Here is a 15,008-nt window from a genome sequence, read left to right on the forward strand (position 1 = left end):
CGTCCTCCGTCGGCCACGGTCGCCGGCGGCAGTCGTCGGACGTAAGGAATTACCATGTCCCGCACCAGGATTTCGGCTCGGGAACTGATCGGACGGGTATTCGACGTCGGCAGCTTCGTGTCGTGGGATGTCACCCCGGTCGACGTGTCTCCGGATGCGAAGTACCGCACCGAACTCGACACGGCCGCGTCGAAGTCCGGGGTGGACGAATCCGTGATCACGGGCACCGCCGCCCTCGAGGGTCGTCGGGTTGCGGTCATTGCATGCGAGTTCTCGTTCCTCGCCGGCTCGATCGGGGTTGCCGCCGCCGAGCGGATCGTCACGGCGATCGAGCGGGCCACCGCCGAGGGACTGCCGCTGCTGGCGTCACCGACGTCCGGCGGAACCCGCATGCAAGAGGGCACGATCGCGTTCGTGCAGATGGTCAAGATCACCGCCGCCATCGCCGCGCACAAGACCGCACACCTGCCATATCTCGTGTACTTGCGCGACCCCACCACGGGGGGCGTATTCGCGTCGTGGGGATCGTTGGGGCACGTGACGATCGCGGAACCCGGGGCACTCGTCGGCTTCCTCGGACCCCGCGTGTACAAGGCGCTGTACGGCGCAGAGTTCCCGGCCGGTGTGCAGACGGCGGAGAACCTCTACCGCAAGGGCGTCATCGACGGCGTGGCATCCGTCGACCAATTGCGTGAGCTGGTCGATCGAGCATTACACGTGTTGAGCGATCCGGCCGACGACACGATCCATATCCCGGAGCGTGAGGCACAGGACATCCCGGATGTACCGGCGTGGCAGTCGGTGATTGCATCGCGTCGTGCCGACCGTCCGGGCGTCCGCCAGCTGGTGCGCCACGCCTCTTCCACACGCGTGGCCCTCAGTGGCACCGGGCAGGGCGAGGTGGACTCGACAGTGCTGCTGTCCCTCGCGCGTTTCGGCGGCCAGCCTTGTGTGCTGTTCGGCCAGGACCGCGCGGGCCAGTCGGCGCTCAACACAATGGGCCCGGCCGCGCTGCGAGAGGCCCGCCGTGGCATGCGCATGGCCGCAGAGCTCCGAATGCCGCTCGTACTGGTGATCGACACGCTCGGGGCCGCGCTGTCGCAGGAGGCCGAGGAACGCGGCCTGGCCCCCGAGATCGCCCGGTGCATATCCGATCTCGTCACCCTTCGCACCTCCACCGTCTCGGTGATCCTGGGCCAGGGCACCGGTGGTGGCGCACTCGCGCTGCTGCCGGCCGACCGTGTCCTGGCCGCCCAGAACGGATGGCTCGCACCGCTTCCCCCCGAGGGTGCGAGCGCGATCGTGCACCGCGACACCACCCACGCCCCGCAGATGGCGGCGGCGCAGGGCATCCGGTCGGTGGATCTCCTGCGCGACGGCGTCGTCGACACCGTCATCCCGGAACGACCGGATGCCGCCCTCGAACCGGTGGAGTTCTCCGAACGCGTCGGCGCGGCGATCGCGCGCGAGATCGTCGCACTACGCGACTTCGCCGACGACGACCGGATGTCCTCCCGCCTGGCGCGCTACCGCACCCTCGGCTTCCCTCCGGCCTGAGCGCCCACTCCTTCCGATTTCGCGCGGGTTCCCGTTCCCCGAGCCCAGAAGTGGGCGCTCAGGACGATCCATGCTCTTGGTTGCACCGGTCACAACCGGACCGCAGATGAGGCGAAGCTCACATAGGGTGTCCTTCGGAACACGAGAGGACACGAACAGATGAGCCGAACCGAGCACGCACCTGGCACGCGCGCCGAAGCGTATGCCATCGCCTTCGAGGAGAGCCTCGAGCATCCGGACACTTTCTGGCTCGCGGCCGCCGACGCTATCGCGTGGGACTCCGCGCCGACACTCGCTCTGGACCGCTCGAACGCCCCGATGTACCGGTGGTTCCCTGATGCCACCCTCAACACGTGCTTCAACGCACTCGACCGGCACGTGCGCGACGGGCACGGCGACGAGCCTGCGCTCATCTACGACTCGGCGATGGTGCCCACGAAGCGGACGTACACGTACTCCGAGTTGCTCGCCGAGGTCGCCCGGTTCGCCGGCGTGCTGGCCGGGCAGGGCGTCGCAGCCGGCGACCGCGTCGTCATCTACATGCCGATGATCCCCGAGGCGGCGATCGCGATGCTCGCGTGCGCCCGCATCGGCGCCGTTCACTCGGTCGTGTTCGGCGGATTCGCCGCCAAGGAGCTGGCCACCCGCATCGACGACGCTCAGCCGGTCGTCCTCGTCACCGCGTCCGGCGGCCTCGAGCCCGGGCGCACCGTCGAGTATTTGCCGATCGTCGACCAGGCGGTCGAGATGTCGGAGTATCCACCACACACCGTCATCGTCAAGAAGCGCCCGAGCATCCACGGCTCCGCTACCGACTACCGCGACCGCGGCGCGTTGTGGTCCGACTGGGATGACCTAGCTGCCGACGCCGCGGACGCCGACCCCGTCCCGGTCGCGGCGACCGACCCGCTGTACATCCTCTACACCTCCGGCACCACCGGGAAGCCCAAGGGCGTCGTCCGTGACAACGGCGGTCATGCGGTCGCGCTGGCTTGGTCGATGCGGAACCTCTACGACATCGGGCCCGGCGACGTCATGTGGAGCGCATCGGATGTGGGCTGGGTCGTCGGCCACTCCTACATCGTCTACGCACCACTACTCGTCGGCGCGACGACCGTGATGTACGAGGGTAAGCCGGTCGGCACACCCGACGCGGGTGCGTTCTGGAGAGTGATCGAGGAGCACAACGTGTCTGCGCTGTTCACCGCGCCGACCGCGATCCGTGCGATCCGCAAGGCCGACCCGGACGCAGTCGAGCTCGCCAAGTACGACGTCTCGTCGATGGCGACACTGTTCACCGCCGGCGAGCGCCTGGACCCAGACACGTACTCGTGGGCCACCGAGAAGCTCGGCGTCCCCGTGGTCGACCACTGGTGGCAGACCGAGACAGGCTGGGCGATCTGCGCGAATCTGCGAGGGCTCGATCCGATGCCGATCAAGGCGGGCTCCTCCACCGTCCCCACGCCCGGCTACCGTGTCGGCATCGTCGACAGCGAGGGCGTCCCGGTTCCGTCGGGGACCGAGGGCAACATCGTGATCGCCCTGCCGCTCCCGCCGGGCACGCTGGCCGGACTCTGGCGCGACGAGGAGCGTTTCGTCAAGTCGTACCTGTCGGCGTTCGACGGCTACTACCTCACCGGCGACACCGGTTTCATCGACGATGACGGCTACGTGTTCGTCCTGGGCCGCAGCGATGATGTCATCAACGTTGCCGGACACAGACTTTCGACTGGCAGCATGGAGGCTGTCGTCGCCTCCCATCCCGCCGTGGCGGAGTGCGCCGTGATCGGCATCCACGATGACCTTAAGGGTCAGCGGCCCAGCGGCTACGTCGTACTCAAGGCCGGCGTCGAGATCGAAGAAGACATTCTGCGCACGGAACTCGTCGCGATGGTTCGGGAGCAGATCGGTGCGGTCGCCACGTTCCGCGATGTCACGGTCGTCCCGGCGCTCCCGAAGACGCGCTCGGGCAAGATCCTGCGCAAGACGATGCGCCAGATCGCCGACAACGTCGAGTACGCCGTGCCGTCCACCATCGAGGACGCCTCGGTTCTCGACGCACTCGAGAAGCTGCTGCGGGGATAGCCGCGGCGTAGGTGGAGCGCTCCGCACGCGCCGAGCGTGCGGAGCCCTTCCAATTCGGCAGGAAACGGGTCACCCTCACCAATTTGACCAAACGACAGATGAGTTCGCTTACCTAAACCAGCAGGTCAGCGCACAATTTCCACTCTTGACTATCACGGTACGATCACGGTAAATTTACGAACAGGAATCGCTCAATCCTCGATTCGACGCCCACTGATTCGCACCGCCCGAGGGGGAGAATTGTCCGTAGTCACCCCATCCGTTCGCACCACGCTGCGCGATCTCGTCGCGAGCAGCCAGCGGCGTCACTTCCTGCACGACCCTGAAGGGATCGAGCTGTCCAACCAAGCGGCCCTCCTGCGCGAGGTCGTGATCACTATCCAGACCTGTCTGGAACCGGACCTTGCCGCTATCCGGGAGGCTGCGCGCACAGACCCGTCCACGGACCCGCGCCGAGCCGAGGGCCCGGGGATACAGCTGATCGCCGCCATCGCCCAGTACCAGGAGATCCTCGACACACTGCTCGACATGGCCACGCTGACCGAGCGCGGACGCATGAGCACCGCGTGGACCCTGCTCGGCGGCGCTGCGGAACGGCTACGCATCCTCACCGCGCTCGAGTCACCGGCCGGAAACGAGGTGGCCCGGCAGTTGGCAGCCGCATCGGCGCACACCCGCGCCCGGTTCACAGCCGCGGCGGCCGACAACGTCGACCTCGGACTCTCCCCTGCCGTCGAATCGGTGGGCACCCCCGCCCAGGAGCCCGGTGTGCTGACCCTGCCGGAGCCCACGCGAGAGATCGCGGACCTCATCGAGCTCGTCGAACTGGGTGCGGCAACCAGCCGCAGCGGCGGCCCGCTGGGCGTGCTGCCCCTGGACGGCTCCCCACACGAGACCGACTACGATCACCTGGCTACGATCGGCGGCTACCAGTTCCACCTGGTTCTCGAGATCATTCGTTCCGCAACCGATTCCCTGTGCGGCGTCGCTGGTCCGCTCACGGCCGACGAGGTCTGGTCGGCGTGGGCCGACGACATCCACGATGCCGTCGAGTTCGCTTGGGACTGCATCTAAGACGCACCGAGCCGCGGAGCAAGTTCAGCTGCTGGGCAACGCCTTCGGATAGGCATGGCCACGCAGCCGGTCACCCCAGTTCGCGGAATCGCGCCAAGGCCTCGCGCCGCTCCTCGGCGTGATCGACGACCTGGTCGGGGTACCCCTCGGGCCGAGCACCTTTGAGGGTATGGACCGCCTTTCCGCCTACCCCACGCAGTTCGGGCACCCACCGTCTCACGTAATCGCCTGTGGGATCGAACCTCTCACCCTGGACAGTCGGGTTGAACACGCGGAAGTAAGGTGCGGCATCAGTGCCGGAACCGGCCGTCCACTGCCAGCCGTGCTGATTCGACGCCAGGTCGCCGTCGACCAATTTCTGCATGAAGTACCGTGCTCCGCGCCACCACGGTAGGTGCAGGTCCTTGACGAGGAACGACGCCACGATCATACGGACCCGGTTGTGCATCCACCCCTGGGAGACCAACTGGCGCATGCCGGCGTCGACGATGGGGAATCCGGTGCGGCCCGTGCACCAGGCCTCGAACAGCGCGTCGGCGTCGTGTCCGGTGTCGCAACGCATTGCGTCGAACTTGGCGTCGTAGTTGCAACGCGCACTGTCCGGGCGCTGGAACAGGATGTCCGCGTAGAAGTCTCGCCAGGCGAGCTGACGCCGGTACTGCTCCGCGCCGCGGCCGCGCCTGTCGCCCAGGTCTGCCAGCATCGTCCGGGGGTGGATGTTGCCGAACTTCAGGTACACCGACATCCGACTGGTCGTGTCGAGGTCCGGGCGGTCGCGTTCGGCGTCGTAGCGAACCAGGTCGTCGGCGCAGAATTCTCGCCACCGCGCAAGCGCTGCTGTCTCGCCCGCCGCAAGTCCGGGCTGAGACGGCGCCGGAACATCTACGCGCCCCGTCAACCCACTGACGTCGTCGGGGTCGATCCACTCGAGCGTGTCGGTGCCGGTCCGGGCGGGTGCGTGCCAGCCATGCTCGAGCCACCGCTCGAACCATGGCGTGAACACCTTGTACGCGGTACCGTCTTCCTTCCTCACCCGGCCCGGGGTGATCGCGTACGGCGAGCCGGTGGCCACCAACTCCACCTGTTCCGCCACCGCTGTGTCTCGCTTCCGCCCGTACGGCCCGTAGTCGGCGCTGACGTGTACTTCTCGCGCGCCAACGGTCTTCGCGACCGATGGGACCACCTCGACCGGATTGCCACGAACCACCAGGAGGCGCCCCGCCAACTGGCTATCCAGAGCAGACAGGCTGCGGTACAGGAAGTCTCGCCGTGGGCTGCCCGAGGGTCCGAGCAACCGATCGTCCAGGACGAACAGTGCCAACGCGCGCTCCCCCGCGATGTTCAACGTCGGCAGGTCGGCAAGGCGTAAGTCGCGCCGGAACCACACGAGGGATTCGGTCACGTCGCCTCCTGGTCACGCCTCGACCCCGGCAATCAGCAATGTCGTCGTCAACTCGATATGTCGACGCAACTCGTCTACCGCGCGGTCGGCGTCCCGGTCGACTGCAGCTGCCGCTATGCGTTCGTGTTCGGCATCGACATCGCGGTCCGCCGACTTGTTGTCGCCGAGACCCCAGCAGCGGTACACCTCCGACACATCCCTGAGGTTCTCGGCAATCCGCACCAGTCGGGTATTCGGGCACGCCCGAAGAAGGACACTGTGGTAGTTGCTATGCGCCGAGAGCCACTCTTCGGCGACTCGCCCATCGGCGTCCACAGCCGGCGTCCGCGCAAGCGTGTGACGAGAATCGAGCACCGCCGATTCCCATTCGAGATCGCCATGCGCAATCGAACGCCGCAGCGCCTCCGTCTCGATGAAAACGCGGGTTTCCGTAAGCTCCAACAGGTCCAGCACCGATACCGGGACCACCCTGAAGCCCATCTGCGCCTCTGAGACGGCGAGCCCCTGCTCGACGAGCCGTGGGAGTACCTCGCGCAACACGCCGGTGCTCACGTCGTAGCGTTCCTGCAGGCGACCGAAGGCGAGTTTCTCGCCCGGAGCCAACGCGCCGCAGAGGATGTCGGCACGCAAGCGCGCATGGACCCCGTCTGCGCGGGTGCCGCTCACCGGTGCCATGCCGCAAGTACAGGCCGTTCCGAAACGGGAGTCAAGTTTCGGAATTCCGTTGCATCTACTCATAATTTCCTGAACTACCGACACCGCCGACTGGACGGGGATCCGCAGTTCATCATCGATCAGGATGGGCCATCGTCGCGCCCGCAGCCTCCTGGTCGAGCTTGGTGAAAGTTACTGTCGACCAAAAGCTCTCGAAGGCCGCATTTCGTCATCACCACCAATTCGCCATCGCTGGAACGAATTCCGACACAACGCGCGGATCACTCACCGTCGGTGCCGGTTTGGCCACCAGGTACGCGCGAATGTGGCTTCCATCGCGGTCGGCTTGCAACCGGTGCAGGAGGAACTCACAGGGCCGCCGGGCCGATACGGATCGGTGAATAGCATTCACAATGAACTAGCATCACCGATATGTCCGTTCATCCCGAGCACTACGACGTCGGCGACGCGCTCGCACGCGCCTACGTGCTCGCCGAGCACCTCTCCACATCTCTGCAGTCGGGCACTCGGCTGTTCGGGTTGACGACGGCGCGCACCCGGGCGCTGCTGTGTGTCCTGGAGAACCCGCCGATGACGCAGCGTGATCTCGCAGCCGCCCTACGGTGCAGCAAACGGCAGGTGACGGCCCTCGTCGACGCGCTCGAGGAGTCGGGCCACCTGCGCCGGGACCCGCATCCGAGGGATCGACGCGCCCACATCGTCGCCCTGACCGAGCGTGGTCGTAGCCACGCGGATCGGGTACGCCAGCTACGGGCGGACACTGCACGACGCCTGTTCGACGGGGTCGCCCCGCGGGACCTCGACGCCTTCGTCCGGGTCACCGACAGACTGATCGACCACTACGCGAACTCGATCCCGCGGACTGGAGAGTGACAAGGATGCGTGGAACCGAAATAGTCGACGGGCACAATATTCAGGTGACCACAATTGCAATGGTCGCGGACGCCGCCCGCGCATACCGCCGCGACTGGCAGCACTCCAGTGAGACCCCCCTCACCAAGAGGGAACTCGAACCGGATCCCATCGGCGACATACGGTTGGTGACGTCTCTTGCGAGTTGACGGACGCGAGATCCCGGTCACCGGCAGCTTGCTGCAGCCGCTGGTCCGACGGACCAGCGATATCTTGCGCGTCTTCATCGCCTTGATTCTGCTCGCGGCGGTCATCGCCGGCTCGCTGATCACCCGAAGTGAGTGGGAGGCGCTCGAAACGTCGGTGTCCGACATCGTCGGCATCCTGCCACCGGAGTTGTCGGATACCGTCTATCTCCTGTACGGCGTCGCGATCCTCGCGCTGCCGTTCGCGATCCTGATCCAGCTCATCGTCGGCCGACACTGGAGGCTGCTCGCGGGTTATGCGGCAGCCGCCCTCGTCGCGGGTGTGGCCTTGTCTTTCACCGGGTCGGGTCTGGCGGCCCCGCAATGGCACCTCGACGTCTCCGCACAGTTGAATACCTTCCTCTCCCAGTTCCTCGACGACCCCCGGTGGATCGCGATGCTCGCGGCGGTCCTGACGGTGTCGGGGCCGTGGCTGCCGAAACGCTGGCGCCGCCTGTGGTGGGCTCTGCTGCTCCTCTTCGCTCCCATCCACCTGGTCGTCAGTTCGATCGTGCCGGCTCGTTCCATGCTGGGCCTGGCCGTCGGGTATCTCGTCGGCGCGATCATCGTGCTCGCTGTTGGAACCCCAGCCCTCGAGGTTCCCCTCGTATCGGCGGTCGAGGCCCTCGAGCGCCTGGGGCACCGGGTCACCGCATTCCGGGTGATTGCTCCGGCGGGCAGTGGACCACTGATCCTCGGGGCGTCCCGCGACGGACAACCCGAGTTGGTCGTGGAGTTGTACGGAAAGAATCAGCGCAGCCGCGGGGTGATCCGCCAGGTCTCCCGATGGCTCGCTTTCCGCAGTAGCGAGAGCGTGCCGGCCCACGCCTCGCTCGCTCGTGCGGTCGAACACCGCGCGCTCATGGGGATCGCCGTGGCGGATCTGGATCTGGCGGCCTCCAAGCCGATGGCCGTCACGACCCTCGACCGCGGATGGGAGATGTTCGTCCGGCCCTTCTCGCGCGGCACCTCCCTGCACGCGCTCATCTCGGACCAGGCGCGTCCGCACGACTCGCTGCTCGAGAAGGTATGGGGGGCGCTGGTCGACCTCCACGCCCGTCAGATTGCGCATGGCGATCTGCGGGCGTCGGAGATCCGGATCGACGACGGACGAGCCCTGTTCGATGGCTTCACGCATGCGGAGCTCGGCGCGTCCGAGGCGCAGATCCAGTCCGACACCGCTCAATTGCTGCTGACCACCGCGTCGTTGTTCGGCGTCGAACCGGCCGTGAAAGCCGCGCTCGCCGCGCGCGGTCGCGACCGGGTCCTGGCTGCCTCCGGGCGCCTCACGAGGTCCGCCATGCCCGCGCGCCTGCGCAAGCCGATCCCCGACTCTTCGGCGCTACTCGGAACGATTCGCGACGAGGTGACCCGGCAGACGGACATCGAGAAGATCACCCCTGAGCAGGTCACACGCTTCACTCGCAATCAGATCATCCAGTTGGTCCTGCTGATCGGCCTTGTCTACGTGGCTTACCCGTTCATCAGCCAGGTCCCTACCTTCGTCACCGAACTGAGGTCCGCGAACTGGTGGTGGGCGCTCGCCGGCCTGCTCGTGTCCGCGCTGACCTACGTCGGAGCCGCGGCCGCGCTCTGGGCGTGCGCCTTCGAGTTGGTCCGATACCGGTATCTGCTGATCATGCAGATCGCCAACACGTTCGCGGCCACATCTACCCCGGCCGGTGTCGGCGGCTTGGCGCTCAGTGTGCGGTTCTTGCAGAAAAACGGCCTCGGAGCAGTCCGCGCGACTGCCGCGGTAGCGCTGCAGCAAACCGTCCAGGTCGTCACCCACGTCGCGCTACTGATCCTCTTCAGTGTCGCGGCCGGACGGGATGCCGATCTATCGCACTTCGTCCCGAGAGGCACCCTGCTCTACCTGATCGTCGGCATCGCACTCGGCGCGATCGGAACCTTCATGTTCATCCCGAAGGCACGGCGCTGGCTGCGCACCGAGGTACGGCCGCAGCTCACGGAGGTACTGGGATCGCTGGCCCAGCTGGCCCGGAGCCCGGGCCGGTTCCTGCTGATCGTGCTCGGCAGCGTAGGTACGACGCTCGGCGCTGCACTGGCACTGTGGGCCAGTGTCGAGGCGTTCGGAGGCGGGACCACGTTCGTAACGGTGACGATCGTGACGATGATCGGTGGCACTCTCGCGTCGGCTGCGCCGACCCCGGGAGGCGTGGGGGCGGTGGAGGCCGCCCTCATCGGTGGCCTGACCGCATTCGGTCTGCCGGTAGGGGTCGCGGTACCGTCAGTCCTGCTATACCGCGTTCTCACCTGCTGGCTGCCGGTGTTCTGCGGCTGGCCGACGTTGCGTTGGCTGCAGAGAAACGACATGGTGTGACCGCGACATACCTGACAGTCCCAAAAGAGCACGCCAATTTCGGACAACCAGTAGCAAAACCCGACATATAGCCGATACCAAAAGTGATATACACATCCGGAGACTGTGGAGCTGATCCTTGCTCCCGGCCGACCATCGAAGGCGAGTAGGAATGCGTGTAACCAAGAAGTCCCGCCGGCTCAAAGCGTTGATCGGCGCCACCACGGCGACGGTCGCCGCGCTGCCCGCCTTCTTCGGGGCCGGGGTGGCCTCGGCGGAGACGCCGGCGCAGAACGACGCTGAGCAAATCGAGGCCTCTGCGCAGGCGAACGGCGGAACCGAGCTCGTGTCCGCGAAGCCTGGCAACGCGAGCAACAAGATGCGGCTGGTCGTCCATTCCGAATCGATGGACCGCGACATCCCGCTCGAGGTCATCCGCCCGGCGGACACCTCGAAGCCGGCACCCACGCTGTACCTGCTCAACGGCGCCGGTGGCGGCGAGGATGCGGCGTCGTGGCAGCGACAGACCGACATCGTCACCTTCTTCGCGAACAAGCAGGTCAACGTCGTCACGCCGATGGAGGGCGCGTTCACCTACTACACCGACTGGCAGAAGCCGGACCCCGCTCTGCACGGCGTCAACAAGTGGGAGACCTTCCTCACGGAGGAACTGCCGCCCGTCATCGACTCCGCGCTCGGCACCACCGGTGAAAACGCTCTCGCCGGCATCTCGACCTCGGGCACCTCGGTGTTCAACCTCGCGATCGCCAAGCCCGGTCTGTACAACGCCGTCGGCGCATACAGCGGCTGCGCCGGCACTGCCGACCCGGTCGGCCAGACCTACATTCAGATCGTGATCGGGGCCCGCGGCGACGCGGACATCGAGAACATGTGGGGCCCGGTCGACGGCCCGGACTGGATCGCACACGACCCGATCATCAACGCGGAGAAGCTACGCGGCACCCCGCTGTACGTCTCGACTGCCACCGGCTTGCCCGGCCCGCACGACACGCTCGAGAGCAAGGGCATCAACGGCAACATGGTGACCCTGGCGAACCAGGTCATCGTCGGCGGCATCATCGAGGCAGCGACCAACGAGTGCACGCACCGCTTGGCCAACCGCCTCGCGGAGCTGCAGATCCCGGCCCAGTTCGACTTCAAGCCGGCCGGCACCCACTCGTGGGGTTACTGGCAGGACGATCTCCACAACTCGTGGCCGATGCTGGCCGCAGCGATGAACACCCCGGTGTAACTCGCAAGAACTGACGAAAGGGCGCCCCGGCCTCAGCCGGGGCGCCCTTACCGTGGGGCTGATCCTGCTCCCGGCGGAACATCGAAGGAGAGAAGGAATGCGTGTGACCAAGAAGTCTCGTCAGCTGAAAGCGTTGATCGGCGCCACCACCGCGACGGTCGCCGCGCTCCCCGCCTTCTTCGGGGCCGGCGTGGCCTCGGCGGAGACGCCGGCGCAGAACGACGCTGACCGGATCGAAGCCTCCGCGCAGGCGAACGGCGGAACCGAGCTCGTGTCTGCGACGCCAGGCAACGCGAGCAACAAGATGCGACTGGTCGTCCGGTCGGAGTCGATGGGCCGCGACATCCCCTTCGAGGTCATCCGCCCGGCCGACACCTCGAAGCCGGCACCCACGCTGTACCTGCTCAATGGCGCTGGCGGCGGCGAGGATTCGGCGTCGTGGCAGCTGCGGACCGACATGGCCACCTTCTTCAAGGACAAGCAGGTCAACGTCATCACGCCGATGCAGGGCGCGTTCAGCTACTACACGGACTGGCAGAGGCCCGAGGAGGCCTTGCACGGCGTCAACCGTTGGGAGACCTTCCTGACGGAGGAACTGCCCCCGGTCATCGACTCCGCGCTCGGCACCACCGGCGTCAACGCTCTCGCCGGCATCTCCACGTCGGGCACCTCGGTGTTCAACCTCGCGATCGCCAAGCCCGGCCTGTACGAGGCCGTCGGCGCCTACAGCGGCTGTGCGAGCACCATGGAGCCCGCCGGCCAGACCTACATTCAGATCGTGATCGGGGCCCGCGGCGACGCCGATGTCGAGAACATGTGGGGGCCGATCGGCAGCGAAGACTGGATCAAGCATGACCCGATCATCAACGCCGACAAGCTGCGCGGTACCGATATCTACCTCTCGTCAGCGACCGGGCTGCCGGGTCCCCACGACACCCTCGACAGCGAAGGCATCAACGGGAGCATCCCGCGCCTGGCCGAGCGTGTGATCGTCGGAGGCATCATCGAAGCCGCGACCAACGAGTGCTCCCTTCGCATGGCTCGGCGTCTGGCCGACCTGCAGATCCCGGCTGTTGTCGATTTCAAGCCGGCGGGCACACACTCCTGGGGCTACTGGGAGGACGATCTACACAACTCCTGGCCGATGCTGGCCGCGTCGATGAACACCCCGGCGTAGCTCGCACGAACTGACGACAGGGCGCCTCGGCTTCGGCCGGGGCGCCCTTTTGTCTCGAGTCGACCGCTCGGCGGTTCATACTGCGGTTGTCAACTGATGTCGAACGGAGGGAATCGGCAATGAGCTTTACCCATCCCCGCGGAACCCGGGGTGCACGGAAGCCGGGTGGACGCTTGATGCGCTGGGTGAACAAGTTCGCCATGAGGCGCATACGGCGCAGCAGCGGGAAGTTCATGGGCGCGGACGCACTGATTCTCACCACCGTCGGCCGCAAGAGTGGGCAGCCGCACTCCACCCCCGTCAGCTGGTTCCGCGGGCTGGACGACGGTTGGGTCGTCGTCGCCTCCGCCGCCGGGGCTCGCTCCAACCCCGCCTGGTATCACAACCTGGCTGCACACCCTGATCAGGTGACGATCGAGATGGCCGGACAGTCGATAGCCGTGACCGCACGGGAATTGCACGGCAACGAGCGGGACCGGATATGGGAGACGATCAAGGCGACCTTTCCCCGGTTCGCTCAGTACGAGCAGAAGACCGACCGTCTCCTGCCGGTCATCGCACTGGCCCGCCGGTCCTGACCTTCGAGCACGAACACCAGCGTCTTACCCGAGAGCTGATGGCCGCCACCGGCGGGACCGTACGCGAGCTTCGGCGGGACCGTGAGCTTGCGACAACCGCCGACCCTCATGCCGGGGATGCCTTCCTGCCAGCCGGCGATGAGGCCCTGCAAGGGGAAGGCGATGGACTCGCCACGGCTGCAAATACTCATAGGCGGTTCATTTTGTGTCGAACCATAGTCATGCAATCAGCAGTGAACTCCGCAGCATTGCGCATGAACACTTCCCGACTAGAAAGGTCTGGCCACTTCTTTGACGAGGACTTCGACGATCCATCAATCCCGCACGCCGGGGCGGCGCCTCCACCCAGTTCCGCGTCTGCGGCGTTGCCAAGATAGTCCGAAAGAATCCTACAAGGACCGGATTTGAACTCTCGCTGCAGCCTCATAGTAAGGTCCGCCCGTCGACGCAAGATGCGGATTCCATCTGCCCCGTGCCGAGTGATCTATCCATGACCGGCCACCCGACACGAGTCCCCTATGACCACGGACCCTCTATCAGAACGGAACTCCGCAACCGTACGAAGGCTCGAGCATGAGAACCAGCGAACACGGCCTCTGCCCTCACCCGGAGACTGAATCCTTCCCTGCAGCCGAACCGCAGTCAGTCAGTCTCCATGGCCTTGACCAGGCTCCGTGGTCGCAGATCAACCCAATTGGCCACGACGTGCTCGATACATGACTCGCGCTAAGCACTACAAAATACAGATTCGCCAACCATCCGGAAATCGCGCGGGGTCCGGACATAGAGAATGTTGACCTTCCGGATTCATCAGAACCAAGAAATTAATTCTCGTCATCGTCAAATGGGTTCATTGAAAACTCTCCCTTCAAGCACCTCAACCAGGCTCACTGGACAATAGATAGCCGTTCATCCCATCCCACCTGTCGAGCGCATCGCCCACGACGCCGGCTACTTCGCGAACAGCTTCGGGCATATCCAAATCTGAGTGCACGAACTCCAGGTCATGGACCTCAATATCTCCGATGATGTGCCGCAGCCAAAGCTGCTGCAGATCATCCACCCGCTGACTACCGTCCTCGTCGAGAGTCGCACGGAAGAGCAAAACATCTCCACGATAAGTGGGCGGTATGAACTTCGGCATGATTTCCACGCTGTTCGAATAGACACGCAGAATATTTGACATCACTGGAGTAATCTCCGGTGCGTCCGCCAGGTCTCCATACCGGTCGCGGACCCAACGGAGGAGCACCTCGTCAACGTCCACATCTTGCGGCGCTTCTCCAGTCGAAGGCCAGCTGTCCATCAAGGCCAGGACGCCGACCTCGTACCCCCTTTGCTGCAGTTCAGCAGCTATTGCATGAGCCACGACCCCACCAAACGACCATCCAAGCAGGTGGTAGGGGCCTTCAGGCTCGCGTTCAAGAATCCTCTCAACGTAGTCAACGACCATTTCATCTACCGAACTAGCGACGCTTCCACCATCTAGACCACGCGCTTGAACAGCGAATACCGGCCGCTCTGCGAGATACTGGGCAATTGGCTCATACGACCAGCTCAGTCCACCGGCGGGGTGCACGCACCAAAGCGGCCGCCTATCCCCCGGTTCGTTCAACACAAGGATCGGTTCCAGCCCGGTAGGTGTGTCAGGCGCCACCCCGTCACCGAGCCGGGCCGCCAACTCCGCCACCGTCGGAGCCTCGAACACCACCCGAATCGGCACCTCCACACCCAGCACCGACCGGACACGACTGACCAACCGCGTCGCCGACAACGAATGCCCACCGA

Annotated in this window: 13 protein-coding genes and 1 pseudogene; 9 read left to right on the plus strand and 5 right to left on the minus strand. The window is 65.6% G+C overall.

All coding sequences use genetic code 11. The annotated features are described in order from the left end of the window. Nucleotides 1-54 precede the first annotated feature (54 nt). The 3 genes from EGT50_RS10145 to EGT50_RS10155 all read left to right on the plus strand — a co-directional run bounded on the left by EGT50_RS10145 (nucleotide 55) and on the right by EGT50_RS10155 (nucleotide 4,716). Nucleotides 55-1,557, plus strand: coding sequence for a carboxyl transferase domain-containing protein (locus EGT50_RS10145; RefSeq protein WP_127953804.1), 1,503 nt, complete (start codon nucleotides 55-57; stop codon nucleotides 1,555-1,557). Nucleotides 1,558-1,716: 159 nt separating this feature from the next. Then, nucleotides 1,717-3,642 (plus strand): propionyl-CoA synthetase, encoded by a 1,926-nt coding sequence (locus EGT50_RS10150; protein ID WP_127953808.1) that lies wholly within the window; start codon nucleotides 1,717-1,719, stop codon nucleotides 3,640-3,642. A 240-nt stretch (nucleotides 3,643-3,882) separates the two neighbouring features. Then, on the plus strand, nucleotides 3,883-4,716 hold the full coding sequence (locus tag EGT50_RS10155; protein WP_127953811.1) for a hypothetical protein: 834 nt from the start codon (nucleotides 3,883-3,885) through the stop codon (nucleotides 4,714-4,716). A gap of 70 nt (nucleotides 4,717-4,786) precedes the next feature. On the opposite strand, the gene EGT50_RS10160 is transcribed toward EGT50_RS10155, so the two are convergent. Both EGT50_RS10160 and EGT50_RS10165 read right to left on the minus strand, forming a co-directional pair. Continuing rightward, entirely contained in the window at nucleotides 4,787-6,118 is a 1,332-nt protein-coding gene (locus EGT50_RS10160) for a cryptochrome/photolyase family protein (RefSeq protein WP_127953815.1), read from the minus strand. A 12-nt stretch (nucleotides 6,119-6,130) separates the two neighbouring features. Beyond that, a complete protein-coding gene (locus tag EGT50_RS10165) occupies nucleotides 6,131-6,793 on the minus strand; it encodes an FCD domain-containing protein (RefSeq protein WP_127953817.1) in 663 nt (220 codons plus the stop codon). Between the two features lie 411 nt (nucleotides 6,794-7,204). Here EGT50_RS10165 and EGT50_RS10170 point away from each other — a divergent pair, with 411 nt between their 5' ends. From EGT50_RS10170 to EGT50_RS10190, 6 genes are all read left to right on the plus strand, one after another. Further along, nucleotides 7,205-7,666, plus strand: coding sequence for a MarR family winged helix-turn-helix transcriptional regulator (locus EGT50_RS10170; RefSeq protein WP_127953820.1), 462 nt, complete (start codon nucleotides 7,205-7,207; stop codon nucleotides 7,664-7,666). 44 nt (nucleotides 7,667-7,710) lie between these two features. Next, nucleotides 7,711-7,854, plus strand: coding sequence for a hypothetical protein (locus tag EGT50_RS17040; RefSeq protein WP_164873382.1), 144 nt, complete (start codon nucleotides 7,711-7,713; stop codon nucleotides 7,852-7,854). Then, a complete protein-coding gene (locus tag EGT50_RS10175; protein ID WP_127953823.1) occupies nucleotides 7,844-10,234 on the plus strand; it encodes a lysylphosphatidylglycerol synthase transmembrane domain-containing protein in 2,391 nt (796 codons plus the stop codon). The genes EGT50_RS17040 and EGT50_RS10175 overlap by 11 nt, the downstream gene beginning before the upstream one ends. A gap of 151 nt (nucleotides 10,235-10,385) precedes the next feature. Continuing rightward, nucleotides 10,386-11,465 (plus strand): alpha/beta hydrolase, encoded by a 1,080-nt coding sequence (locus EGT50_RS10180; protein ID WP_127953826.1) that lies wholly within the window; start codon nucleotides 10,386-10,388, stop codon nucleotides 11,463-11,465. A 97-nt stretch (nucleotides 11,466-11,562) separates the two neighbouring features. Continuing rightward, on the plus strand, nucleotides 11,563-12,642 hold the full coding sequence (locus EGT50_RS10185) for an alpha/beta hydrolase (RefSeq protein ID WP_127953829.1): 1,080 nt from the start codon (nucleotides 11,563-11,565) through the stop codon (nucleotides 12,640-12,642). A 119-nt stretch (nucleotides 12,643-12,761) separates the two neighbouring features. Further along, a complete protein-coding gene (locus EGT50_RS10190) occupies nucleotides 12,762-13,220 on the plus strand; it encodes a nitroreductase/quinone reductase family protein (RefSeq protein ID WP_127953832.1) in 459 nt (152 codons plus the stop codon). Here the strand turns inward: EGT50_RS10190 and EGT50_RS10195 are convergent. From EGT50_RS10195 to EGT50_RS10205, 3 genes and pseudogenes are all read right to left on the minus strand, one after another. After that, nucleotides 13,160-13,399: pseudogene (locus EGT50_RS10195) on the minus strand (FKBP-type peptidyl-prolyl cis-trans isomerase); the annotation flags it as partial. The gene EGT50_RS10190 and the pseudogene EGT50_RS10195 overlap by 61 nt on opposite strands. Before the next feature lie 554 nt (nucleotides 13,400-13,953). Beyond that, the gene (locus EGT50_RS17395) at nucleotides 13,954-14,058 is read right to left on the minus strand and encodes an MbtH family NRPS accessory protein (RefSeq protein WP_408014626.1); all 105 of its coding nucleotides are present in this window, start codon (nucleotides 14,056-14,058) and stop codon (nucleotides 13,954-13,956) included. Nucleotides 14,059-14,097: 39 nt separating this feature from the next. Beyond that, nucleotides 14,098-15,008 (minus strand): alpha/beta fold hydrolase (locus tag EGT50_RS10205; RefSeq protein WP_127953837.1); only part of this gene is annotated, 911 nt, incomplete at its 5' end.

The organism is Rhodococcus xishaensis (genome assembly GCF_004011825.1).
GTDB classification, from domain to species: Bacteria; Actinomycetota; Actinomycetes; order Mycobacteriales; family Mycobacteriaceae; genus Prescottella; species Prescottella xishaensis.